Origin of the sequence: Tepidibacter hydrothermalis (genome assembly GCF_029542625.1) — a bacterium.
GTDB lineage: Bacteria > Bacillota > Clostridia > Peptostreptococcales > Peptostreptococcaceae > Tepidibacter_A > Tepidibacter_A hydrothermalis.
In genome coordinates, this window is record NZ_CP120733.1 from 652,471 (window position 1) to 679,439 (window position 26,969).

At 29.2% G+C, this 26,969-nt stretch carries 22 protein-coding genes; 18 read left to right on the plus strand and 4 right to left on the minus strand.

The window, feature by feature from the left end; genetic code table 11:
* Positions 1-115 precede the first annotated feature (115 nt).
* From tig to clpX, 3 genes are all read left to right on the plus strand, one after another.
* Positions 116-1,402: a trigger factor gene (tig, locus tag P4S50_RS02790; protein ID WP_277732982.1), complete on the plus strand. Its 1,287-nt coding sequence runs from the start codon at positions 116-118 to the stop codon at positions 1,400-1,402.
* 152 nt (positions 1,403-1,554) lie between these two features.
* Complete coding sequence (gene clpP / locus P4S50_RS02795; protein ID WP_277732983.1) at positions 1,555-2,139, plus strand: ATP-dependent Clp endopeptidase proteolytic subunit ClpP; 585 nt, start codon at positions 1,555-1,557, stop codon at positions 2,137-2,139.
* A 24-nt stretch (positions 2,140-2,163) separates the two neighbouring features.
* Positions 2,164-3,420 (plus strand): ATP-dependent Clp protease ATP-binding subunit ClpX, encoded by a 1,257-nt coding sequence (clpX, locus tag P4S50_RS02800; RefSeq protein ID WP_277732984.1) that lies wholly within the window; start codon positions 2,164-2,166, stop codon positions 3,418-3,420.
* An 11-nt stretch (positions 3,421-3,431) separates the two neighbouring features.
* Here clpX and P4S50_RS02805 read toward each other — a convergent pair whose 3' ends face one another.
* Both P4S50_RS02805 and P4S50_RS02810 read right to left on the minus strand, forming a co-directional pair.
* On the minus strand, positions 3,432-3,968 hold the full coding sequence (locus tag P4S50_RS02805) for a chromate transporter (RefSeq protein WP_277732985.1): 537 nt from the start codon (positions 3,966-3,968) through the stop codon (positions 3,432-3,434).
* Positions 3,953-4,468 carry a chromate transporter gene (locus P4S50_RS02810; protein ID WP_277732986.1) on the minus strand — a complete coding sequence of 172 codons (516 nt, stop codon included), beginning with the start codon at positions 4,466-4,468 and terminating at the stop codon, positions 3,953-3,955. The genes P4S50_RS02805 and P4S50_RS02810 overlap by 16 nt, the downstream gene beginning before the upstream one ends.
* A gap of 157 nt (positions 4,469-4,625) precedes the next feature.
* On the opposite strand from P4S50_RS02810, the gene lon reads away from it, so the two are divergent.
* From lon to P4S50_RS02835, 5 genes are all read left to right on the plus strand, one after another.
* On the plus strand, positions 4,626-6,971 hold the full coding sequence (lon, locus tag P4S50_RS02815; protein WP_277732987.1) for an endopeptidase La: 2,346 nt from the start codon (positions 4,626-4,628) through the stop codon (positions 6,969-6,971).
* A 1-nt stretch (position 6,972) separates the two neighbouring features.
* A complete protein-coding gene (gene yihA / locus P4S50_RS02820; RefSeq protein WP_277732988.1) occupies positions 6,973-7,581 on the plus strand; it encodes a ribosome biogenesis GTP-binding protein YihA/YsxC in 609 nt (202 codons plus the stop codon).
* A 146-nt stretch (positions 7,582-7,727) separates the two neighbouring features.
* Positions 7,728-9,050: an APC family permease gene (locus tag P4S50_RS02825; RefSeq protein WP_277732989.1), complete on the plus strand. Its 1,323-nt coding sequence runs from the start codon at positions 7,728-7,730 to the stop codon at positions 9,048-9,050.
* 327 nt (positions 9,051-9,377) lie between these two features.
* Positions 9,378-9,671, plus strand: a complete 294-nt coding sequence (locus P4S50_RS02830; RefSeq protein WP_277732990.1) for an ATPase — start codon at positions 9,378-9,380, stop codon at positions 9,669-9,671.
* Between the two features lie 133 nt (positions 9,672-9,804).
* Positions 9,805-11,502 carry a methyl-accepting chemotaxis protein gene (locus P4S50_RS02835; protein ID WP_277732991.1) on the plus strand — a complete coding sequence of 566 codons (1,698 nt, stop codon included), beginning with the start codon at positions 9,805-9,807 and terminating at the stop codon, positions 11,500-11,502.
* A gap of 101 nt (positions 11,503-11,603) precedes the next feature.
* On the opposite strand, the gene P4S50_RS02840 is transcribed toward P4S50_RS02835, so the two are convergent.
* On the minus strand, positions 11,604-13,214 hold the full coding sequence (locus P4S50_RS02840) for a recombinase family protein (protein ID WP_277732992.1): 1,611 nt from the start codon (positions 13,212-13,214) through the stop codon (positions 11,604-11,606).
* Between the two features lie 351 nt (positions 13,215-13,565).
* Here P4S50_RS02840 and P4S50_RS02845 point away from each other — a divergent pair, with 351 nt between their 5' ends.
* The 3 genes from P4S50_RS02845 to P4S50_RS02855 all read left to right on the plus strand — a co-directional run bounded on the left by P4S50_RS02845 (position 13,566) and on the right by P4S50_RS02855 (position 16,537).
* Positions 13,566-13,736 carry a hypothetical protein gene (locus P4S50_RS02845; protein ID WP_277732993.1) on the plus strand — a complete coding sequence of 57 codons (171 nt, stop codon included), beginning with the start codon at positions 13,566-13,568 and terminating at the stop codon, positions 13,734-13,736.
* A gap of 152 nt (positions 13,737-13,888) precedes the next feature.
* A complete protein-coding gene (hcp, locus tag P4S50_RS02850; RefSeq protein WP_416390148.1) occupies positions 13,889-15,529 on the plus strand; it encodes a hydroxylamine reductase in 1,641 nt (546 codons plus the stop codon).
* A gap of 426 nt (positions 15,530-15,955) precedes the next feature.
* Positions 15,956-16,537 carry a hypothetical protein gene (locus tag P4S50_RS02855; RefSeq protein ID WP_277732995.1) on the plus strand — a complete coding sequence of 194 codons (582 nt, stop codon included), beginning with the start codon at positions 15,956-15,958 and terminating at the stop codon, positions 16,535-16,537.
* 39 nt (positions 16,538-16,576) lie between these two features.
* Here P4S50_RS02855 and P4S50_RS02860 read toward each other — a convergent pair whose 3' ends face one another.
* The gene (locus P4S50_RS02860; RefSeq protein ID WP_277732996.1) at positions 16,577-17,062 is read right to left on the minus strand and encodes a hypothetical protein; all 486 of its coding nucleotides are present in this window, start codon (positions 17,060-17,062) and stop codon (positions 16,577-16,579) included.
* A gap of 282 nt (positions 17,063-17,344) precedes the next feature.
* On the opposite strand from P4S50_RS02860, the gene P4S50_RS02865 reads away from it, so the two are divergent.
* From P4S50_RS02865 to P4S50_RS02895, 7 genes are all read left to right on the plus strand, one after another.
* Positions 17,345-17,536: a hypothetical protein gene (locus P4S50_RS02865; protein WP_277732997.1), complete on the plus strand. Its 192-nt coding sequence runs from the start codon at positions 17,345-17,347 to the stop codon at positions 17,534-17,536.
* A 235-nt stretch (positions 17,537-17,771) separates the two neighbouring features.
* Positions 17,772-19,781, plus strand: a complete 2,010-nt coding sequence (locus P4S50_RS02870; protein WP_277732998.1) for a methyl-accepting chemotaxis protein — start codon at positions 17,772-17,774, stop codon at positions 19,779-19,781.
* A 200-nt stretch (positions 19,782-19,981) separates the two neighbouring features.
* Entirely contained in the window at positions 19,982-22,006 is a 2,025-nt protein-coding gene (locus P4S50_RS02875; RefSeq protein ID WP_277732999.1) for a methyl-accepting chemotaxis protein, read from the plus strand.
* 250 nt (positions 22,007-22,256) lie between these two features.
* Positions 22,257-22,940, plus strand: a complete 684-nt coding sequence (locus P4S50_RS02880; RefSeq protein ID WP_277733000.1) for a DUF881 domain-containing protein — start codon at positions 22,257-22,259, stop codon at positions 22,938-22,940.
* A 19-nt stretch (positions 22,941-22,959) separates the two neighbouring features.
* Positions 22,960-24,642, plus strand: a complete 1,683-nt coding sequence (locus tag P4S50_RS02885) for a GspE/PulE family protein (RefSeq protein ID WP_277733001.1) — start codon at positions 22,960-22,962, stop codon at positions 24,640-24,642.
* A gap of 9 nt (positions 24,643-24,651) precedes the next feature.
* Positions 24,652-25,701: a type IV pilus twitching motility protein PilT gene (locus P4S50_RS02890; RefSeq protein ID WP_277733002.1), complete on the plus strand. Its 1,050-nt coding sequence runs from the start codon at positions 24,652-24,654 to the stop codon at positions 25,699-25,701.
* An 11-nt stretch (positions 25,702-25,712) separates the two neighbouring features.
* Entirely contained in the window at positions 25,713-26,924 is a 1,212-nt protein-coding gene (locus tag P4S50_RS02895) for a type II secretion system F family protein (protein ID WP_277733003.1), read from the plus strand.
* Positions 26,925-26,969 lie beyond the last annotated feature (45 nt).

The window sequence follows — 26,969 nt, forward strand, 5'->3', positions numbered from 1 at the left end:
AAAACTTATTTTTGGGAATTCATCAAAGTAAGTCTCTTGTAAATAAAAATTATTATATGTTATAATAAAGGGGTTATTAAAGAAAATAAAGAAAGTTACATAGGAGGATTATAAAATGAACGCAGAATTAATAAAGAAAGAACAAAATGAAGTTACATTAAAAATAACTGTAGGAAAAGATGAATTTAAGAAAGCAAATGATAAAGCTTATGATAAATTAAAAGGAAGATTTAATGTTGCTGGATTCAGAAAAGGAAAAGCTCCTAAGAAGTTAATAGAAGCTCAATATGGAAAAGGAGTATTTTTTGATGAAGCTATAAATATAGTATTCCCAGAAGCTTACTCAAAAGCTATAGAAGATCTTAAGTTAGATCCTGTAGATAGACCAGAACTTGATGTAGAAGAAATAGGTGACGATAAGGACCTTGTTTTAATAGCTAAGGTTACTGTTAAGCCAGAGGTTAAATTAGGAGAATATAAAGGTATAGAAATTAATAAAGTTGAATATACTGTAAAGGAAGAAGATGTAGATAACAAGATTGAAGAAATGAGAAATCAAAATTCAAGATTAATAAATGTAGAAGATAGAGCAGTTGCAAATGATGATACAGCTGTTATAGACTTTGAAGGATTTGTAGATGGAGAGGCTTTTGCTGGTGGAAAAGGAGAAAATCATAACTTAGTTATAGGTTCAGGATCTTTCATACCAGGATTTGAAGAGCAATTAGTTGGAGCTAATGTAGGAGATGAAGTTAAAGTAAACGTAACTTTCCCAACAGAGTACCATGCAGAAAACTTAGCTGGAAAAGAAGCTGTATTCGTAGTTAATGTAAAAGAAATAAAAGTTAAAGAAATGCCAGAACTTGATGATGAATTCGCTAAAGATGTAAGTGAGTTTGATACATTAGAAGAACTTAAAAATGATACAAAGGTTAAATTAGAAGAAGCTGCTAAGAAAAACGAAGAAGCTGAATTAAGAAATAAAGCTGTAGAAAAAGCTGCTGAAATGGCTGAAATAGATATTCCAGAAGCTATGGTTGACACTCAAGTAAACAACATGTTAAGAGATTTTGACCAACAATTACAAATGCAAGGATTAAACCTTGAAAACTACATTAAATTCACTGGAATGAAGATAGAAGATTTAAAAGCTCAAATGAGAGAAGATGCTCAAAATAGAGTTAAAACATCTTTAGTTCTTGAAGCTATATCAGAAAAAGAAGGAATTGAAGTTTCTGATGAAGAATTAAACAATGAGATAGCTCAAATGGCTACTATGTACAAAATGGAAGCAGATAAGTTCAAAGAAACACTTAGAGAACAAGATATGGATTACTTCAAAGAAAATGTAATAGTTAAGAAAACTATAGACTTATTAGTAGATAGTGCTAAAATAAACTAATTTGACAGTAGCCCTTAAAAGGGCTACTGTGTCTATATATAGATAAAATGAAACTTTGAAACAATGCAGAAACTGTTAAGTTCTTAACTCCAACCTTGAGAGGTTGGAGTTCTAGAACTTTTAGCTTTCTGCTAAAAAAGGAGGGGTAATATATGGCTTTAGTACCTATGGTAGTAGAACAAACAGGAAGAGGAGAAAGATCTTATGATATATATTCTAGATTGTTAAAAGATAGAATAATATTTTTAGGAGATCAAGTAAATGACGCTACAGCTAGTTTGATAGTTGCACAACTTCTATTTTTAGAATCAGAAGATCCTGATAAAGATATATATTTATATATAAATTCACCAGGAGGAAGTATAACAGCAGGTATGGCAATTTATGATACTATGCAGTACATAAAACCAGATGTAAGCACTATTTGTATAGGTATGGCAGCTTCTATGGGAGCTTTTTTACTTAATGCAGGAGCAAAGGGTAAGAGATTTGCACTTCCTAATGCAGAAATTATGATACATCAGCCACTTGGAGGAACTAGAGGTCAAGCTACTGACATTGAAATACATGCACAAAGAATAGTTAAAATGAAAGAAAAGTTAAATCAAATAATGGCTGAGAGAACTGGACAGCCACTTGAGAAAATAAAGCAAGATACAGAAAGAGATTATTTCATGGAAGCAGAGCAAGCTAAAGAATATGGATTAATCGATGAGGTTATAAGCAAGAGACCTTAGCTTAAATTAAAGAGAGGTGTTAAAATGTCAAAATACGAAGATAAGAAACATCTGAAATGTTCTTTTTGTGGAAAGAATCAAGAGCAAGTTAAAAGGCTTATAGCAGGCCCTAACGTATACATTTGTGATGAATGTGTAGAACTTTGCGAAGAAATAATAAAAGAGGAATTCCAAGAAAGTATTGAGAATGATATATCTGAGTTACCAAAACCTAAGGAAATAAAGGATATCTTAGCTGAGTATGTTATAGGTCAAGATGAAGCCAAAAAATCTTTAGCGGTTGCTGTATATAATCATTATAAAAGAATATATTCAGGAAATAAAAATGGTAAGGACGTTGAAATTCAAAAAAGTAATATAATGATGCTAGGACCAACAGGTTCTGGTAAGACGCTTCTTGCTCAAACCCTTGCTAAAATACTTAATGTTCCATTTGCAATGGTAGATGCTACATCTTTAACAGAGGCTGGTTACGTTGGAGAAGATGTAGAAAATATACTTCTTAAATTAATTCAAGCAGCTGATTACGATATAGAAAAAGCAGAAAAAGGAATTATATACATCGATGAGATAGATAAGATAGCAAGAAAATCAGAAAATCCATCTATAACAAGAGATGTAAGTGGAGAAGGAGTACAACAAGCACTTCTTAAAATATTAGAAGGAACTACAGCTAATGTTCCTCCTCAGGGTGGAAGAAAGCATCCACATCAAGAATTCCTACAAATAGATACTACTAATATACTATTTATAGTAGGTGGAGCTTTTGATGGAATAGACAAGATAATAAACAAGAGAATAGGACAGAAAACTTTAGGTTTTGGAGCAAAGATTGAGAGCAAAAAAGAGATGGACTTAGGTAAGATATACAAAAAATCTGAGCCAGAAGATTTGCTTAAATTTGGTCTTATACCTGAGTTTATAGGTAGAGTTCCTGTAGTTGTAACTCTAGATTTATTAGATGAAGAAGCTCTTGTTCAAATACTTAAAGAGCCTAAAAATGCTTTAACAAAACAATATTCAAAATTATTCCAAATGGATAAGGTTGAACTTGAATTTGATAAAGAGGCATTAACTGCAATAGCTAAAAAAGCTATTGAAAGAAAGACAGGGGCCAGAGGTCTTAGAAGTATATTAGAAAAGGCTATGATGGATATTATGTTTGAAATACCATCAAGAGAAGATATACAAAAGGTTATTGTGACTAAAGAAACTATCGCTGATAATAAAGAGCCTTTAGTTATATGTAAATCTGATCAAAAACCTGAAGAGAGTGCATAAAAAAAAGGGGCTTATGCCCCTTTTAAAATTATTCCAATAAATCCTGAGAACATTATTATAAATACAGGATGTATTTTTTTTGAATTAAGAAGCATAAACGAAACTAGAAATATACATACAGAAAATAAGTCGGATACACTTTTTTCATACGTAGAATAAAATGCAGATAATATGAAGCCTATTGTTATAGGTCTTAATGTCTTAAATACAGTAGATATATTTTTATTAGTTTTATATTTTTCAAGTGATGGAGCAACTAGATTAATAACTATTATAGAAAAAAAGATGACTCCTAGTGTTGCAAAAATAGAGCCTAATATAAAATTATATTTATATCCTATAAACGTTGCTGAATTTATAGCAATTGGCCCTGGGGACACTTGAGATATAGCTAGTACATCTAAAAATTCCTTGGGAGATAACCAACCATTTTTGTTGACGATTTCTCTTTCTATAAATGGAAGCATAGCATATCCACCACCGAAGCTAAATGCTCCTATTTTAAAGAATGCTATAAAAATTTTAAATAAATCTAAGAATTTATCCATAATCCTAAAATACCTCCAATTATAATTATGTAAATCGGGTTAACATTAAAAAAAGTTACTAATATAAATGATATTCCTAGGAATAATATATTTAATGTATTTTTTTCTACTTTTTTAGATAATCTAAAGAAGGAATACAATAATAAAGAAGCAACCACTGGCCTTACACCCAGAAAAAATCCATTTAGATAAGAGGATGTATTGTTCTTATTGTAAAAATAAGAAAGTATTAATATTGAAGTAAAAGAAGGTAGTATTGTACCAAGGACACATACTATGCTTCCTATAAATTTATTGAACTTATATCCGAGTAATAGAGAAATATTAACAGCTATTGCACCAGGAAAACTTTGAGCAACGGATACGTAGTCTAAGAATTCGTCTTCTGATACTAGTCTTTGTTTAAGGACAAGCTCCTTTTCTATCAAGGGAATCATAGCATATCCGCCACCGAATGTAACTAAACCTATTTTAAAAAATATTAAAAATAATTTAAGCATATATACCTCCAAAGATAGTATTATGTAAAATATTATAACACTAAACAATAAATAAATTTATATAAATTAGATTATATTGAAAAAAAATTATGGTAAATATATAATGGTATAGTATTTATTACAAATTAGGTATATATTTATATAAAGGAGTGATGATATGGAGCAAAATTATAGCACTAAAGAGCATAAATTACCTGTAATCCCTCTTAGAGGATTGGCGGTATTCCCATATATGGTTTTACATTTTGATGTTGGTAGAGAAAAGTCTATAAATGCATTAGAAGAAGCTATGGTGGATGAACAGCTTATATTTTTGACTTCTCAAAAAGAAGCTGAAATTGATGTACCAACTCCTGATGATTTTTATCATATAGGAACTATATGTAAGATAAAGCAGATGTTAAAGCTTCCAGGAGATACTGTAAGAGTTCTAGTAGAAGGTATGTCAAGAGCAAAGATAAAAGAAATTGTAGATGACGAAAAAGGCTTTAGCGCTACTTTGGAAGAAGTTGTATATAATGAAGAATTGTTAAAGGAAGATAAAGAAGTAGAAGCTTTAATAAGAAATGTATTCGACTCTTTTGAAGAGTATATAAACATAAGCAATAGAATATCTCCAGAGATACTGCTTACTTTATCAGATATAGACGAGCCTAGCAGATATGTGGATACGATAGCATCTAATATGTTTTTAAAACCTCTACAAAAGCAAGAAGTACTTGAAATATTTGATCCTAAAGAAAGACTTGAAAAAGTATATAAAATTCTTCTTGAGGAGCTTGATATACTTAAAATAGAGAAAAAAATAAGCTTGAGAGTTAAAAAACAGGTTAATAGAGTTCAAAAAGAATATTACTTAAAAGAACAATTAAAGGCTATTCATAAGGAACTTGGAGAAGATGAAGAAACAACAGATGATATAGAAGAATATAAAAAACAATTAAAAAGTATTAAAGTGAAAAAAGAAATAAAGGAAAAAATATCAAAGGAAATAAATAGATTATCTAAGATGAGTCCATCATCAGCAGAATCTGGGGTTATAAGAAATTATCTTGATACAATTTTTGCCCTTCCTTGGAACAAAGAAAGTAAGGACAAGGTTGATTTGAAGGAATCTGCAAAAATACTTGATGAGGACCATTATGGTCTTGATAAGGTTAAAGAGAGAATTCTTGAGTATTTAGCTATAAGAACATTATCTAATTCTATGAAAGGACCTATAGTTTGTCTTGTTGGGCCTCCTGGAGTTGGTAAGACATCAATAGCAAAATCAATAGCAAAATCTTTAAACAGAAAATTTGTAAGGGTTTCTTTAGGTGGAGTTAGAGATGAGTCTGAAATAAGAGGACATAGAAGAACTTATGTTGGAGCTATACCAGGAAGAATAATAAATGCTATGAAGGAAGCAAAAACTAAGAATCCTGTATTCTTATTTGATGAAATAGATAAGATGGCATCAGATTTTAGAGGAGATCCAGCTTCAGCTATGCTTGAGACATTAGATCCTGAGCAAAATAAGGAGTTTGTAGATCACTATCTAGAGATACCATTTGATTTATCGAGAGTTTTATTTATAACTACTGCTAACAGCTTAAATACAATACCTAGACCTTTACTTGATAGAATGGAAGTTATACAGGTATCTGGATATACAGAAGAAGAAAAGCTTAAAATATCTAAAAAATACTTACTTCCAAAACAGATAAAGGAGCATGGCTTAGAAGAAGGATTCTTAAAGATATCAGATGAAACTATAAGGGATATAATAACTTATTACACTAGAGAATCTGGAGTTAGAAATATTGAAAGAACTATAGGTAAGGTGTGTAGAAAAGCAGCTAAAAGATATGTAGAAAATAGAGAATTAAAAAATATTAGAATAAATAAGAATAACCTAGAAAAATATCTAGGAAAGAAGATATATAGCTATGAGCCGATAAAGGAAAATCCTGAGGTTGGAATAGTTAGGGGTCTTGCATGGACAAGTGTTGGAGGAGAGACTTTATCTATTGAGGTAACTCCTATGAAGGGAAAAGGACAACTTGTTTTAACAGGACAACTTGGAGATGTTATGAAAGAATCTGCAAGAACAGGAATATCTTATATAAGATCTAAGTATGAACAGTTTAATATAGATGAAAACTTCTATAAAGAACAAGATATTCATATTCATATACCAGAAGGAGCTATACCAAAAGATGGTCCATCTGCTGGAATAACTATGGCAACTGCTGTTATATCTGCTCTATCTAATATCCCTGTCAATAATCTTGTAGCAATGACTGGAGAAATAACTTTAAGAGGAAGAGTACTTCCTGTTGGAGGAATAAAAGAAAAGGTACTTGCAGCTAATAGAGCGGGAATTAAAAAAATATTACTTCCAATAGACAACAAAAAAGATATGGAAGATATACCTGAAAATATTAAAAAGAAAATAGAGTTTGTATTTGTAAAGAGTATGGATGAAGTATTAGAGCACGCTTTAATTAAGGACGGTGAATAGTTTGAAAATAAGATCATCAGAGATAGTGATGAGTGCAGTAAATAGAGATCAGTATCCAGCAGAAGGAATTCCGGAAGTAGCATTTGTAGGAAGATCTAATGTAGGAAAGTCTTCTAGCATAAATTCACTTTTAAACAGAAGAAATTTTGCAAGAGTAAGTCAGACTCCAGGAAAAACAAGAACTATAAATTTTTATTTGATAAATGAAGAGTTTTTCTTTGTAGATTTACCTGGGTACGGATATGCAAAGGTTTCAAAATCTGAAAAAGCTGGCTGGGGAAAAATAATGGAAAGATACTTAACAGGAAGAGATGAGCTTTGCCGTATATATCTACTTGTAGATATAAGACATGAGCCTACTAATGATGATAAGGCTATGTATGATTGGGTAAAGTATTTTGGATACGATTGTACTGTAGTAGCTACTAAGGCTGATAAGATATCTAGAGGTAAGTATCAAAAGCATATGAGTGTTATAAGAAAAAAATTAGGACTTGCAGATGAAAAGATAATACCTGTATCTTCACTTAAAAAGACAGGATTTGATATTTTGTGGGATGATATTACTAATACTTATAGTGAGCATGGATATGAAATAACTGTAGATTAAGACCTTGGAATTCCAAGGTCTTATTTTTTGATGAATTTTATTGAATACAACTAATACTTGTATTAATTTGTTGCCTGTGGTACAATGATTTCTAAAATATTTGTCGAATTAAATCCCGGATTTAGAATGTCAAAAGGAGCGTGCATATGAAGGATAATCAACTTAAAAAGAGTATTGGTCTAGTATCGGCCTTATCTATAGTAGTAGGAATGGTAATGGGATCAGGTGTGTTTTTTATGCCTACACAAGTTTTTTCGGCTACTACAACACCTGGACTTGGGATAATAGCGTGGATGCTTGGAGGCTTTATATCGATTGCAGCGGGGCTTACAACAGCAGAAATATCTACAATAATACCTAAAACGGGTGGTATGGTAACATATTTAAAAGAAGTATATGGAGATTTATGGGGTTATCTTCTAGGATGGGCTCAAACTTTAGTATTTATACCAGCTATAATGGCTGCACTTGCAATAATGTTCTCAACACAAGTTATATCTTTATTAGGGCTTAACGATAATATGTTAATACCTATAGGTATTGGTGTTGTAATTTTTTTGAGCATTATGAATTCATTTGGATCAAAGACAGGTGGTACTATTCAAACATTAGCTACTGTAGGTAAATTGATACCGTTATTTGCAATTATAATTGTAGGATTTATAAAAGGTGATGGTGGTGTAGTAAGACTTTTACCTATAATTCCAGAATCTAAGCCACTGGCAACAGCACTTGGCTCTGCACTAGCTGCTATAATGTTTGCGTATGATGGATGGATAAATGTAGGTAATATAGCAGGTGAGATGAAAAATCCAAAGAGGGATTTACCTATAGCTATAGTTGGAGGACTATTCGTAATAATGAGCATATATGTTTTAATTAATATAGCATATTTACTTGTTTTACCAGCGGATGTACTAGCATCAACTTCAGCACCAGCAAATGAGGTTGCCAATGTTATATTTGGTGCTAGCGGAGGAAAACTTATAACAGCAGGTATAATGATATCTATATTTGGAACATTAAATGCATTTGTTTTAACTGGAGCTAGGGTTCCTTATGTAATGGCTGTTGAAAATAAATTACCATTTAGTCATAGTTTAGCTAAATTAAACAAGTCAGACATGCCTTTAAATTCAACTATATTAATATCAGTTCTTTCTTCATTATATATAATGACTGGAAATTTTGGTCCATTAATAGACCTAACTGTATTTATAATATGGATGTTCTACATTCTGATATTTTTTGCAATATTCATTCTTAGAAAAACAAAACCAGATATTGAAAGACCATATAAGGTACCTATGTATCCTGTAATACCTATTATAGCGATACTAGGAGGGTTATACATTGTAGTTAATACAATAATATCTCAACCTATGAATGCATTACTTAGTATAGGTATAACTATTTTAGGAATACCTGTGTATATGTCTAGAAAAAATAAATTTACTAATTTAGATTAAATGAAAAACGTATCTTTTGATACGTTTTTTTTATTTACTAAGGGAATATAAAAATTTCATTATGTGTATAACATGGATGAAAGAACTACACTTGCAACTATTTTTAAGTAACAGAGTCGTGAGACTTGTTCGTGCCATGAGTCATTGCGTTAGCGAGTAGACGAATTTTTTATAGCATTGGTTTAAATAAAAATTGATTGGGTAAAAGTTAAATAAATTATTAATCTTTCAATGTATTCAGTACAAGCACAAAATATAGGTGAAATTAATAGAATAAAAGTAGGTTAAAGGTGTGAGAATGAATCTTAATTGAAAGAAGGAGATAATATGACAGAAAAAATTAAGAGAGTGTTTCCAGGTGGAAACACAGCAGATGGTTTTTTTTCTTACTATGATTATATGATAGAGCAAAATGATGCAAATCATATATTTTGCATAAAAGGTGGACCGGGCGTGGGTAAATCTTCTATGATGAAAAATATAGGAAGTGAAATGATTAGACTTGGTTATGATGTTGAGTATCATCACTGTTCATCAGATAATAACTCTATAGATGGGGTTGTTATACCAGCGCTTAAAGTTGCCATGGTGGATGCAACTGCTTATTCTACTAAATGGTAAATAATAAGTTTAAGATTTTTACATATAATTTTCATATAATACTAAATTGTGTTACTATTTAATAATAGGGAGAGTGTAGTACAAATAAAACCTGTATTATTAAATTTAAATCTATGATAAGTGGGGGGCGTCTATGAAAAAAGATATTAGATTAGGATTTAAATCAAAGATATTATTAATTGTTATTTCATTATTACTTGTATTAAGCATAACTATTATATCTATAGTATTTTCTGAAACAAAAAAAGTTGTAAATGATAATATATACAAACAATTGAATTCTAATATAGAGTTAGGAAATAGCTTGATTGAAGAAAAATATCCTGGTGACTGGGAAGTAAAAGAGGACAAATTATATAAAGGTGAAAAATTAATAAGTGGCGACACGGAGTTTGTAGATGAAATAAAAAAATCTACAGATTCAATAGCTACAATAGCATTACAAGCTACAAGAGTATCTACTAATGTTATAGTAAATGGAGAAAGAGCAATTGGAACAAAAATATCTGAAGAAGTTGCAAATAAAGTTTTGAATGAGGATGAAGTTTTTACAGGCGAGGCAAATGTTTTAAACAAAATTTATGCATCTAAATATATTCCAATAAAAAATGGAAATGGTGAAAATATAGGGATTTTATTTGTAGGAGTAGAAAAAAGCACTGTTAATAAACAGATAAATAAGTTAATGCTTACTATAGTCATTATTACAATTATAGTATTATTAATTGCTATTATTATCTCTATAATCTTTGCAAATTCTATTGATAAAAATATTAAAGAAATTTTAAAATTCCTTAAAAGAATTTCTTCTGGTGATTTTAGTTCAGTCTGTAATGTAAATTCATCAGATGAAATAAAGATTATTTCAGATGAACTTAATAATATGACAAAGAATATAGGAAATCTTATATATACTATAAAGAACACATCTCAAAATGTATATCAAAGTTCTGATAACTTAGCAAATGTTTCACATGAAATGGCATATGCATCTGAAAATGTTACAATGTCAATACAGGATGTAGCAAATGGAACTGCAGAACAAGCAGAAGATTTAATAGATATAATGTCAGCATTAAATGAGTTTGGAAATCAGTTAGAACATATAGTTCAGTCTATAAATGATATAGAGCATAGCACAAGAAATATTGATTCTATGGCTAATGAAAGTAATGACAATATGAACTCTTTAATAGAATCGGTAAGTAAAGTAAGTGATTCATTCAATGATTTTATAACAAAAATTTCAGATTTAGGTGATAATATAAATAAAATAAATGAAATCACAATTGTTATAAACAATATAGCTGATCAAACTAATTTACTTGCTTTAAATGCTGCTATAGAAGCAGCTAGAGCAGGAGAATCAGGAAAAGGATTTGCAGTAGTTGCAGAGGAAATAAGAAAGCTTGCAGTTCAAAGCAAAGATTCATCTCAAAATATAAATGATTTGGTTAAAAATATAATAGATAGTACAGAAAGCATGATTGAGATTAGTGAGGTAATGAATAATGAAGTAACTAATCAAGGTGAAGTTATACATACTGGTATTGATTCGTTTAAGCAAATAATTAAATCAGTAGAAGAAGTAATTCCAAAAATTGAAGAGGTAAATAATTCATCTGAAAGTATAGAAAATGAAAAAAATAGTATCGTGAAAAAAGTGGAACATTCATCTTCTATTGCACAAGAAGTTTCTGCATCTTCAGAACAAATTGCAGCATCTTCTGAAGAAATGAGTGCATCTATAGATACAGTTACGGATACAATACAAAATTTAAATAGTATGACAAAAGAGATGGACGATCAGATAAATAAATTTAAATTGTAAAAAAGTTCTTCACGAAAATTATATTTATCCACAACTTAAGCAGGAATATAATTTCCTATTCGTTATAAAAAAAGGATGGCTATTTAGCCATCCTTTTTCGATTATCCTTTTAAAAATATCTCAAGCTTTTCACCATCCCAAGTTATGTTACTTATTAATTCATTTAATAATTGTTTTTTTTCTTCAAATGTCAAACTATCAATATTAGATGAAAAATGTGTTAATAACTCCACATACAGATCTATATTTATTTTTTTCAATAATGTAATTTCATTATCTTCTGTTATATCATTAAGTTCTTTTTTTATCTCATTTATTTTATTATCAAATTCTTCAATTTGATTAATTAGATATTTACTGGCTGTAGAGCTTTGATTTTGAGATATTTGTAGTGTAAGGTTAGATATATTTTGTTCATATAATTTTAATTCTTTTTCTAAATCATCTTTTTTATCAACATTTTTGTTGTAAATACTATTAATGCTTTGTCTATGATGGTTTAATTTGTGATATAACCTATTTTGATTTATTGATATATTTTTTATCTCCTTTAGGATCATTTCATCAGCCATAGAGCCTAGCAAATTCTTTGAGTTACATCTACTACCTTTAGATCGTTCTTTCATCAAACAACGATAATAATAGTAAGTGACTCCTTTTCTTCTGTATACACTTACTCTCATCTTTGATCCACATTCTTTACATATTAATAAAGGGGTTATTAAACCAATACTACCTGTGTTTAAACGAGGAGCTTTTTTTGAGTTTGATTCTAATAAATATTGAACTTTTATCCAATTATCAGATGGAATTATACCTTTATGTTTTCCAATGGCAATAATCCAATCTGATTTATCTCTTCTTAAAGTTGTATTTTTTTTGGTTTTAGACTGCTTATTATAGGTAATTATTGAATGATTGGAATTAAAGTCTGACTTAGGAGAAGGTATATCACAATTATTATTTTTGAAATATTCATATACTAATTCATCAGCTATAGCATAAACTGGATTGGTGAGTATGGATTTAAGGGAACTTTTATCAAAATCTTTGTTATTCTTTGTTTTTATATTATTTTGTAGTGTGAAACTTTCGAGTTTACTTAAACTTTTCAATTCAATATATTTACTATATAAATTTTTAACCATACTTAATTCATCTTTTATGGGAGAGAGTTTATACATTTTCTTTTTATTCATATCCGAGTCATAGTAAATTATAGGTTCACTTTTAAATCCTGTAGGAGTTTGACCTCCTAGCCATCTACCTGATCTTGCAAGAGATAGCATATTATCTCTAATTCTCTCTGCTATAGTTTCTCTCTCTAGTTGAGCGAAAACAGATGCTATATACATCATAGCTCTTCCCATTGGAGTTGAAGTATCGAACTGTTCTTTAACAGATATAAAAGATATATTGTGGTTATTAAGGAGTTCTATAGTACCAGAAAAATCAGATATATTTCTACTTACACGATCTAATCTATAGCATATTAGTATATCGAATTTATTTTTTTTTGCATCTTCAATCATCAATTTAAATTGAGGTCTATTAGCATTTCCTCCTGAATATCCTTCATCTTCATAAATAATAAACTCACAAGCATTAAATTTATTATTAATATGTTGTTTACATAAATCTATTTGATTTTGAATAGAATCCCCTTTTTCAGTAAGCTTTGACTTACGAGAATAAATAGCAACTTTATACACGTTAACCACCTCATTTGATATAAAGTTTAAACTAATTCAGAAGCTGTAGAGCTCTTATATCCAACTGCAAGAGGGAGGAGTTTTACAACTTTTAGCTTTTGGATAAAAAACTTATATTAAATGAGATATTATGAAACTTAGAAAAATATGATTAGTTTTTATAAAATGTTTATTTAAAATAAAAAATAAAATTGAATAGTACAAGTTCTGCTCTTCATATTTTGTTATAACGAATAGAAAATTATATTCCTATTTAAGTCTAGATAAATATAATTTTCGTTATGAGTTTCAAAAAAGTCTACATTTAAAATCTTCAAAGGAAGACTTTTTTATAAAGGGGGAGAAAATAAAATGAAGCAAAAAATTGAAGTTGAAGTAAAAATGCATGATAAAGAGAAAGTTCAAGAATTAATGGAAGGTACGTTGGTGCAAATTATTATAGACAGAATAAATGAATTTCCTGAAAAAAATAAAGTGTATATATATGATGAAATTTTAGAAAGGTTAAAAAAATCTTTTTAAAATAAAAAGACTTGCGAATTATAAGTCTTGAGTATGTAATTAAATGATTTGAAACTTTAACTAGCAAAACATGTTAATTAACACATAATTTCTAATGGAGTGGGCAATATATTAGAAACTACATAAAAGGAGAGATGAATGTGGAAAATCCAATGTTTTGTTATCAATGCGAACAAACTATGGGCGGAAAAGGTTGTACCAAAAGTGGAGTTTGTGGAAAAACGCCTGAAATAGCTAATTTACAAGATCTATTAATATATCAATTAAAAGGAATATCATGCTATGCAAAAAGTTTAATTGAAGAGGGACAGATTATTGATAAAGAAATTGTAAAATTTGTAGAGAATGGATTATTTACTACATTAACTAATGTGAATTTTGATGCAGAGGTTCATGTGAAGTTATTAAAGGAATCCCAAAAAATAAAAGAAGGGCTAAGAAATAAAGCACCTATTGGACAATATCCTGATCCAGCAACATATGATCTTAGTGATACTAAAGAAGCAATGTTAAAGGACTCAGTAAAAGCTGGTATAATGTATGATCAGAATCTTGATCCTGATATTCGTTCTTTAAGATCTACTATACTATATGGGTTAAAAGGTGTAAGTGCCTATGGGCATCAAGCGAGATTTATTAATTATCACAGTGACCAAGTAGATCAGTTTTATTTCTTAGGATTAGAAGCTACTACAAATGATAATTTAACTCTGGAAGATCTTATTCGCATGACGATGAGAACTGGGGAAATGAGTGTAGAAGTAATGAGAATTTTAGATGAAGCAAATACTGAGACATATCAAAATCCATCCCCACAGAAAGTTAATGTAAATATTAAGAAAGGACCATTCATAATTGTATCAGGACACGATTTAAGAGATTTAGAAATTTTACTTCAACAAACAGAAGGAAAAGGAATTAATATTTATACTCATGGAGAAATGTTGCCATGTCATGGATATCCATCATTAAAGAAATATAAACATTTAGTAGGTAACTATGGTTCTGCATGGCAAAATCAGCAGAAGGAGTTTGATAATATACCTGGATGTATTTTAATGACTACTAACTGTTTGATGAGACCAAGAGAATCTTATAAAGATAGAATATTTACTACTAACGTTGTAGGTTGGGATGGGCTTAAGAATATTAAAGTTAATGAAGATGGTACGAAAGATTTTAGTGAAATTATAAATAAAGCACTAGAACTAGGTGGATTTAAAGAAGATGAGGAAGAAAAAGAAATTTTAGTAGGATTTGGTCATCAGGCAACCTTATCTCATGCTGAAACTATAGTGAATGCAGTGAAGGAAGGAAAGATAAGACACTTCTTCTTAATAGGTGGTTGCGATGGAGCAAAGCCAGGAAGAAATTATTATACTGAATTTGCTGAAAAGGTTCCTGAAGATTGTGTAATTCTAACACTTGCTTGTGGTAAGTATAGATTTAATAAATTGGACTTTGGAACAGTAGCAGGATTACCTAGACTATTAGATGTTGGACAATGTAATGATGCATATTCAGCAGTTAGAATTGCTACAGCTCTTGCAGATGCATTTGACACGAATGTAAATGATCTGCCTCTTACTATAGTGCTTTCTTGGTATGAACAAAAGGCAGTTGCTGATTTGTTGGCATTATTATCTCTTGGAATAAATGGTATATACTTAGGACCTAGCTTACCAGCATTTATATCTCCTAATGTATTACAATATTTAGTGGATACATTTAGTATAAAACCAATAAGTACTCCAGATGATGATTTAAAGAATTCTCTACATCAAGCTAATTAAAAAAATATTTATTAATTAAATAGATATAAGTAAAAATATGAACTTCTTAAATTAGAGGTTCATATTTTTATGCAAAAAATAAAAAAGCAACGGCTAGAGGCGATAGATAAATATTAATTTTTATATTAAATATAAAGAAATTATTATAATGTTAATTGTACATGATTTGGGAAAATTTGCTTTTACATATGAGATGCAACTGCACCTCACATAGTAGACCCTAAAAACCCTGGTGCAGTAGATGAGATTATAAACTTAGGGGAGTATTGGGATCTTGAAAAAATAAAGGAAAATAGAGAAGAAATATTAAAGACTAATAAAGAAGTTGGAAGGTTATTCACAAGATCATATAAGTTCTTAAAGGCTGCAGAGAGTATACTTAAAGATGTAGTAGTTAAGTATAAAGAAGCCATGGATTTTGGAAAGGTGAACGGTATAACATTAGAATTACTTGATGAAATATTAGGAAATGTAGAGTTTAAAGGACAGTCAGGGTATGAAAGACATTTATTCGGAACTGCTATAACTCCTAATGGTGTTGTAGAATATACTGACACAATAATTAATGATGGAACGGATGTATATTATATAAAAGGCGAAATGGGAACAGGAAAATCTACACTACTTGAAAAAGTATATAAAAATGCAGTACTTAAAGGTCTTAATGTAGAAGTGTACCATACTCCTTTAATTAAAGATAATATAGAAACAATATTAATTAAAGATATTAATGTAGCTCTTACTGTAAGTGAGATATTTAAAGAGAAAAATTATAAATTAGTAGATTTAGATAAGTGTGTAAATTATGACATATTGGATAAGTACAAAGAGGAAATAGAATATGATAAGGCATTAATAGCAAAATTATTAGAAAGTGGAATAGAGAATATAAAGAGAGCTAAAAAAGAACATGATGCAATGGAAAAATATTATATACCTAATATGGATTTTAATAAGATAGAAAAATTGAAGATTAATATAAAAGAAAGAATACTTGAGTTTAAATAGAAAAAATACCTCCTTACAATTTGTAAGGAGGTATTTTGATTATTCTAGATTCTCTGGGTCCTTTTCAAAATAGACTCTTGTACTTTGATTTTTGCAATTTTTAATATAATCCTCTATTTCATCTAAGCTATCATTTAATTTTTTGAACATGTCATGGGGGATATTGTAGTAAAGATATAAATCTTCGAAATGCTTTTCTGCATCTGCAAATCTTTTATTTATACTTATAAACTCTTCAAAAACTGTAGAGTTGGATGCATTTTCAAACTGTGCTATATCGTGTTTTATAACGTTTATTATCTCATCTTTATTTGCATATGTTCCGATGTTCATAGGATATGGCGAAATTCTTTGGAGGAAATAGTTATTTAAATTATTTATATGATATACGTATTCAACATCAATATTTTTCACATTGAATTTAACATAACACATTATCCCCTTTATAATCTTTACGTGACCGCCCATTTGGTTTAAAATCATTTCATGCTGTGACATTTCGGTTTTAAGGTAAGCTTGCTTCATAATAAAACCCCTCCTTTAAAATAATAAAATTATGTATTTAAGTTTTACACGAAATTTAAAATAATTAAAAACTCATCTGATATTAAGTTTTACTTGATGAATTTAAATATAGAAAACGTCTATAATAGTTATTATATTTATTATATTTCAAAAAATGAAAAAATTACACATAATTGTATAAAAATATAATTAATTTTAATAAAAGAATGATAAGATATACAACTTGATAAAAAAATGATAAAATTATATTCAAAATAAAGTTTGAATAGGAGAAAAAATGGTATGGCATTATTGTTTAGCGGTATAAACATAATTATATTATTGATAATAATGAGTATTCCTGTTGCAGTAGGGTATTATGCAATAAAGTTTTTAAAGAATAAAGAGGAAAATAAAGATGAATTACTAGTAAGGATAGTTTTACTTGAGAAAAGAGTAAAAGAACTTGAAGACTATATAAATGATTCCGAATAAATTCGGGATTTTTTATAGTATGGTATTGAAGATATTAACGATTTTATTGTGTTTAATGAAACTGTAGATGCTTTTGGTGGAGATATAAATACTTATAATATATAAGAAGAAATACGTTTTTTATAAAAAACGTATTTTTTTTATGGAATATAACTGCAAAGTATGTTAATTAATGACAAATAAATTAAAAAATGTTAATATATAGATATTGAGATGGAGGTTTGGGGGGATTTTATTGAAAATCAAATGCAGTTCTATAAAGTTTAAATTTATAAGTACTATATTAATTACATTACTTATAATAATAGCAACGTTAAGTTTTATGTCTATAAGAACTACACAAAAATCTATTAAGCAACAATTACAGCAAGATGGAACTCAGCTTGCTAAAGAAATAATACTACAAATAGAAAATAATAATGAAACTATAGACAATATAGAGAAATTATTAGAGAACAATATGATGTCTATTTGTAATATAATTGCTAAAATTGAACCGATATCTAATGATTATTTAGTTGAATTAGCTAAAAGTAGTAATGTTTCGGAAATTAATTTAGCAAACAAAGACGGTGTTATAATATATTCTAATTTAGGTGAAAATTTAGGTTTTGTATATCCAAAGGATCATGTTGTTTCTAAATTGATCAATGGAAGTGAAGATCAAATTATAGAGGAAATAAGAAAAAGTTCTGTTTCAAATGATTATTATAAGTATTCAGCTATAAGGCTTGAAAATGGAAACATACTGCAAATAGGTATATTAGCTAATGATATAGAATATATAAAAGACTCTGTATCTAATCAAAAAATAATAGAAAAAATAGCAAAACAAGATGGTATAGAATATATAACTATAATAGATAAAAATTTGACTGCTATAGCTCATAGCGATAAGGAAAAAATAGGAGAAACATTCTCTGATAAGGGAACGCAAGAGGCTGCAAAACATGGAAATGAATATGCATGGGAATATGAGCTTAAACCAGGTCTTTGGGTATATGACGTATTAGTACCTCTTTATAATAAAGGTAAACATATAGGGGCTGTTGATATAGGAATATCTATGAAGAATTTAGATAGTGTAAAGAAACAAATGTTTATAAATACTATTATAATAGCATGTATTGCTTTTGTACTTAGTTCCGGAATAATAATTTTATTACTAAATAGAATGTTAAAACCATTAAGCAAAGTTATGAAAGTATCTAATGAGGTGTCTGATGGAGACCTGACTAAGGTTATAGACATACATAGTAATAATGAAATAGGGATGCTTGCATCTAGTTTTAATAAGATGACTAATAATTTAAGAACTATGACTACAAAAATAAAAGAAACTACATCTAATATAACAGATTTTTCTCAAGAACTTCTTTCGTCAACTGAACAAGCTTCGGTTGTATCGGAACAAATAGCTATATCTACTCAAAATATAGCATCTGGTTCAGAAAAGCAATCTCAATCTACTGAAAATGTATTAAATAATATAAAAGAAGTTGTAAGTGGGATGGATAATATAAAGAATGAGGTCAAGGATGTTGTAGACAATGCTGATAATACAAGTGAATTAGCTATTCGAGGAAGAGAAAAAATGGTTGATATGGTAAACCAAATGAATACAATAAAAGAGAATGTGGGATATACAAGTAGTGTAATGGATGATCTTGAAAAGGCTTCTAAAGAGATTGCAGTTATACTACAGGTTATAAATAATATAGCTGATGAAACAAATTTATTGGCTTTAAATGCAGCGATAGAGGCTGCAAGGGCAGGAGAGAGTGGTAGAGGATTTGCTGTTGTCTCTGATGAAATAAGAAAACTTGCAGATGAATCAACTAAGTCAGCAGATAAGATACAGACCTTAATATTATCAAATCAGGAAAACACCAAAAAGGCTATGGAGGTTATACAACAAGGATTGGAAGAAACAAATAAAGGTGAAATTATAGTAACTGAAGTAGGGGACTACTTAAAAGATATATTAAATGGATTTGAAATAACAAAACAAAAATTATATAAGACTAATGAAAGTATTAATATATCAAATGAGAAGGCTAAAAATATAGAAAATGTTACGCATGAAATAGAAGCTATAACTATGGATTCGGTTGCAAGTACTGAAGAAGTTGCTGCATCTAGTGAGCAACAATCTGCAAGTATACAAGAAATATCCGCATCAGTACAAGAACTTTCTTGTATGACTAGAGAACTTGAACTTATGGTTGAACAATTTAAAGTTTAAAAAAAAACTCTTTTAAGATTTTTATCTTAAAAGAGTTTTTTTTAGTTATAACTATAATACTATTCGAAAAATTTAACATAAATATTATGATTTAGGCAAGTAAAAAGAAAATAAGATGGAGAAATGTGTTATAATAATGAAGTAAAATGAATTAATTTGTTAAAAAAATGCATAAAAATAATAAAATTGGAGGAGGTTACATGAAAATTAAATTTAATTTTAACTTGAATTCAATAAAAACAAAGATAACAGCAATTATATTATTAGTTATAATGGTTATATTGACCATAAGTACATATTTATCTATTCAAACAATAGATGAATCTATGAAAAAGCAGTTAAGAGAAGATGGATTAGGATTAGTAAAAGAAATAACATCTCAATTAGAACGAAATAGTATAGCAATAGACCAAATAGATGAAATGCTAGGAAATACAATAGTATCAGTTGCATATATTATTGGAAGTAAGGAACAAATTTCAAATGAATATTTAATGCAAGTAGCTGAAAATACAGGCGTTTCTGAGATTGATGTAACAGATACTAATGGGGTTATAATATACTCAAACTTAATTGAAAACCTAGGTTATAAATATCCAGATACTCATGCAGTTAAACCTTTACTTGAGGGAAGTTCAGATAAAGTTGTAGAGGATATAAGAAAAAGTGAGGTTTCTGGGGATTATTATAAATATGGAGCAACAAGGCTGCAAAATGGAGGCATAGTTCAAGTTGGTATTATCGCAAATTCTATAGAAGAAATGCAAAGGTCTATGGATGTACAAACTGTAGTAGATAAAATGACAGAACAAGATAATATAGTATTTGCATTGTTTATAGATAAAAACTTAAATGCTGTAGCTCATAGTGAAAAAGATAGAATAGGAATGCAACTATCTGATGAGGGAAGTATACAAGCTGCTCAAAATGGAGAACAATATACATCTGAATTTATGTATAAAGATACTATACCAGTTTATGATGTATTAATGCCTGTATATGACAATGGAGAGCATATAGGTGCTATAGATATAGGAATATCTAAAAAGAATTTAAATTCTGCTATTAGAAGTACAATGATAAAATCTATAATTACAGCTATAGTAACATTTATTCTTAGTGCGAGTATAATAATATTTGTACTTGGAAAAATGATAGATCCTATTCAAAAAGTAGTTCAAGTCTCTAAAAAAGTATCAGATGGAGATTTAACTGAAAAAATAGATATAAAATCAAATGATGAAATTGGAGTACTGACAGAAGGCTTTAACGATATGATAGATAATTTAAGTGGGATAACTACTAAAATTCAAGATGTAACTCTTAGTGTATCATCTTTTTCTCAAGAATTGTTAGCTTCAACTGAGCAAGCAGCTATGGTTTCTGAACAGATAGCTTTATCAACTCAGGATATAGCTCAGGGATCAGAAAAACAATCTTTGGCTACTAATAATGTGTTGAATAATATAAAAGAAGTTGGAGAATCTATGGATCACATAAAAAATGAGATTGTAGATGTGGTTGATAATGCTAATGAAACTAGTAAATTAGCACTTCAAGGTAGAGAAAAGATGAAGGATATGATAACACAAATGGATGTTATAAAAGAAAGTGTTGGATATACATCTGATGTTATGATTGATTTGGATGAGGCTTCAAAAGAAATAGGAGATATATTAGAGGTTATAAATAATATAGCAGACCAAACTAATTTATTAGCTTTAAATGCTGCTATTGAAGCAGCTAGAGCTGGTGAGAGTGGAAGAGGATTTGCTGTTGTTGCAGATGAAATAAGAAAGCTTGCTGAGGAATCTATGAAATCATCTGATAAGATAAAAGATTTAATAACAGCGACTCAACAAAATACTCAAAGAGCTAGTGGAGCTATAAATCAAGGCGCTGAAGAAACAAAAAAGGGAGAATCTATAGTAACTGAGGTATCAGAGTATTTAGAACGTATACTAGATGGATTTGACTTAACAAAAGAGAAGTTACTTATAACTAGTGACAATATAGCGGATTCTAATGAAAAGTCTCAGCAGGTTAGGGAATTTGCTAGAGAAATAGAAGGCATATCAATGGATGCTGTTGCTAATACAGAAGAGGTTGCAGCTTCTAGTCAAGAACAATCTGCCACAATAAATGAAATGACAAAATCTGCTGAACAATTATCAAGTATGGCTCTAGAACTTGAGGAAGTGACAAAACAATTTAAATTAAATTAAGTTTAAAAAACTTGTGAGTATATAATATACTCACAAGTTTTTTTATAACCAATAGGAAACTATATTTCTCTTTAACTTGTTGATAACTATAATTTTCGTTATAGGTTTCAAAAAAGTTTACATTACTGAGAATATTTATACATATAAGGAAATTGTAATATGTGAATTTTTGTTAAGTTTTTGTATAAATTGAAAAGAATTTGATGTATTATAATAGTAAATAGTAAATTGAATTTGAGGAGTTAAGATTATGAAAAAATCCTATGTACATATATTAATACTTTCTTTAGTTTTGGGAATGGGAATTGGCATTCAATTTAAAAGTAATTACAACACAGTTGGAGAACTTTCTTTCTTTGATAAACAGATAATAGATCAAGTTAATAGAGTTAAACAGGAAAATAAAAAGTTAATAACTAAGAAGGAACACTTGAATAATCAACTAGAGATATTAGAAGAAAACAAGATAGACGACCCATTAGGTAAAAGTATGAAAGAAAATATAGATAATCTAAAAATAACTTTAGGATACAAGGATGTTCAAGGTCCTGGTATGGTTATAAAGATAGGTACCGAAGAAGATGTAAACTTAGGCGATCTTATGGAAAAAAATAATTTTTTTGTAAGATTGATTAATCAAATAAAAAAACATGGTGGGGAAGCTATATCTATAAATGGACAAACGGTTAGTCAATATAGTGCTATTGCTTTAGCAGGAAATCATATAAACGTAAACTTTACTCCAATAGTTCAGCCTTATGAAATAAAGGTTATAGGAAATACTGATGCTTTAAATAAGTATACAAATGATCCAAATGGAGAGATAGAGTATATGAAAAGTTATGATTTAGATATAGATATTAAGTCTCATGATATGTTAACTATTAAAGGAATTCCACGAGAAAAAGAGTTAAAGCATATAGCAGTGGATTAAATAACGAGGGGATTTTATTATGGAATACAAAAAAATAAAATTAGGAGAAATTCTAATATCTACAGGAAAAATAACTCAAGAACAATTGGAAAAAGCTTTAAAAGAACAAAAAAATTCTAAAAAAAAGTTAGGCCAAATACTTATAGATAATAATATTATAACGGAACAAGATATTATAGAAATATTAGAGTTTCAATTAGGGATACCACATATTAATTTGGACAATTTTGTAATAGATGAAGAAGTTCCATTGTTAATATCAGAGAGTTTAGCAAGAAGATATGAGTTAATTCCTATAAGAAAAGAAAAAGGAAAGCTTATGGTAGCTATGGTAGACCCTCTTAATATATTTGCAATAGATGATGTCAAAATAGCTACAAATATGGATATTGAGCCGTGCATATGTTCTCAACATGACATATTAAATGCAATAGATAGAAGTTATGGAAAAGAAGTAGCTGAAAAGGCAATAGAAGATTTCAAAAGACAATATGAGGTAGATAACATAACTGATTTAGATGAAGAAATATTAAATGATATAAATAATGCCCCAGTTGTTAGGCTTGTAAATTCTATAATAAAACAGGCAATAAAAGCCAAAGCAAGTGACATACATATTGAACCATTCGAAGAAAATGTTCGAATAAGATTTAGGGTAGATGGACAGCTTCAGGAAATTATGAATTCTGCAAAAACTACTCATTCGGCAATAGTTACAAGAATTAAAATAATGGGTAAAATGGATATTGCAGAAAAAAGAGTTCCGCAAGATGGTAGAATAGAGCTAAGTATAGATGGAAAAGAAGTAGACCTTCGTATATCGGTACTACCGACTGTATTTGGAGAAAAAATAGTTATAAGACTTTTGGATAGAAGTTCATTCTTACTTTCAAAGAGCCAGCTAGGATTTACAGAGGATAATTTATATAGATTTTATAAATTGATTGAGAATCCTAATGGAATCATATTAATTACTGGTCCTACTGGAAGTGGTAAAACAACTACATTATATACAATATTAAGGGAATTAAATCAAATAAATAAAAATATAATTACAGTAGAGGACCCTGTAGAGTATAAGCTTCATGGTATAAATCAAGTTCAAGTAAATAATAAAGCTGGGTTAACTTTTGCAAATGGACTTAGATCAATACTTAGACAGGACCCGGATATTGTAATGATAGGAGAAATAAGAGATAGTGAAACTGCTCAAATTGCAGCAAGAGCAGCAATAACAGGACATCTTGTTATAAGTACAATGCATACTAATGATGCTCCATCTACAATAACTAGACTTATAGATATGGGAATACAACCATACCTTATATCAGCATCTGTAGTAGGGTCTATAGCTCAAAGACTTGTTAGAAAAATATGTACTAACTGCAAAAAAGCATATACTCCTAGTGAAAAAGAAAAAGAAATACTTAATATAGTAGACGACACTAAGCTTTATAGAGGTGAAGGGTGTCCTAAATGCTATGATACTGGATATAAAGGAAGAACTTCAATTCATGAAATAATGAATATGAGTAAAAATATAAGAGAATCAATAGATAATAAAGAAGGTATAGATAAATTGAGAAAAATAGCAATGGATGAGGGAATGATCATACTTGAAGATAATTGTAAAGAACTTGTACTAAATGGAATAACTAGCTTTGAAGAATTTATGACAGTTGCATATAATAATAATAATTAGGTGATGGATATGAACATATATGATTTACTTGAAAAAACAATAGAATTAGGGGCATCAGATCTTCATATAACAGTTGGATTTCCACCTGTTATGAGGATAAATGGAAAGCTTAGTAAGTATGGGGAAGATATATTATTGCCAGATGATAATTTGAGTTTGGTAAAGCAAATACTAGATGAAGAAAAATTTGAAAAATTAGAAGAAAAAGGTGAATTGGATACATCAGTTTCTTATCATAAATTAGGAAGATTTAGAGTAAATATATTTAAACAAAGAGGAACATATTGTATGGCTATAAGATCTGTAGCTTTAGAAATACCAAGTATGGAAAAACTAGGTCTTCCACCTGTTATAAAGGAATTAGCTAAAAAACAAAGAGGCCTTGTACTTGTAACTGGACCTACAGGAAGCGGAAAGTCAACGACATTGGCATCCGTTATTGATTACATAAATAAAAATAGAAGTGAGCACATATTAACATTAGAAGATCCTATAGAATATCTTCATAAACACAATAAAAGTATAGTTAATCAAAGAGAAATAGGTACTGACTCTAAGTCATTTGCAAATGCTTTAAGATCATCTTTAAGACAGGATCCTGATGTAATATTAGTTGGAGAGATGAGAGATTTAGAAACAATATCAATTGCTCTAACAGCAGCAGAAACAGGACACTTAGTATTCTCAACACTTCATACTATAGGTGCTGCTAAAACTATAGATAGAATAATAGATGTTTTTCCATCTCACCAGCAAGATCAAATATTAGTACAGTTATCTGCAGTTCTTGAAGGAGTTATATCACAGCAGTTGATTTCAAAAGAAGATGGAAGTGGAAGAGTTGCTGCACTTGAGGTAATGGTAGCAACTACAGCAATAAGAAATCTTATAAGAGAAGGAAAAACACATCAAATACAAACTTCTATACAAACGGGGATGAAGTTTGGAATGCAGACTATGGATAATGAACTAAGGAACTTATATGCAAAAGGAATTATATCAAAAGAAGCATTGTTGACTTATGCAGTAGATAAGGATATGGTCAGTAGATATATATAGGGGGTGAAGATATGCCCAACTATAAGTATAGTGCTATAGATAAATCGGGTAAGAAGATTGAGGGTAAGTATACAGCAAATTCGAAGGAAGAAGTTTTGTCAATGTTAAGGCAAAACAATTATTATCCTATGAAAGTAGAGGAAGATAGAGGAAGTAAAGATCTAAGAATTGGAGATTATTTTAGAAAAATAAAAACTAAGGATATAGCAATTTTTTGTAGACAGTTTTATACATTGTTAAATGCAGGTATTACAATAATAAGTTGTTTAGATATTTTAAAACTTCAAACTGAAAATAAAAAACTTGCAAAAGTTATTGGGGATGTTCATGATGATGTTCAAAAAGGACTTACATTTTCAGAAAGTCTTAAAAAACAAAAACATGTATTTCCAGAATTGCTTATTAACATGGTGGAAGCAGGAGAAGTAAGTGGTAACTTAGATGTGATAATGGAGAGAATGGCTTTTCATTATGAAAAAGAAAACAAAATTAATAACAAAATAAAGGGTGCTATGGCATATCCTATAATATTAAGTATAGTAGCAGTGGGTGTAGTGACATTCTTATTAACTTTTGTTATGCCGACTTTTGTTGGAATGTTTGAAAGCAGTGGAGTTGAACTACCTCTTCCAACTAGAATACTTCTCAGTATAAGTAATGGTATAAAAAACTATTGGTATATACATTTATTGACACTTTCTGTCGGTATTTATGCTATAATAAAGTATACAAAAAGTGAAAGAGGAAAAATGTTAATAGGAATTATAAACTTTAGAATACCTATAGTAAAAGGAATAACACAGAAAATAATTACATCAAGATTTACAAGAACATTATCTACATTATTATCAAGTGGAGTACCGTTAATACAAGCACTTGAAATTGTAGCAAAAATAGTAGGAAATATAATCGTAGAAAAAGGAATCCTTGAAGCTAAAGAAGAGGTTAGAAAAGGTATAGACCTTGCAAGTCCTCTTGAGAAGATAGGAGTATTTCCACCAATGGTTACTTCAATGATAAAAATAGGAGAAGAATCAGGTTCTCTAGATGAAATACTTGAAAAGACAGCTGATTTTTATGATGAAGAACTAGAAACAGCATTGGGGCAAATAACGACATTAATTGAGCCAATTATGATCATTGTTATGGGTGGAGTTGTTGGATTTATTGTTATAGCTATGATGCTTCCTATGTTTGATATGGTTAATACAATAGATATGTAGAGTTATTTTTACATAATCCAAGAACAATTCGTTTTTTCTCTTAGT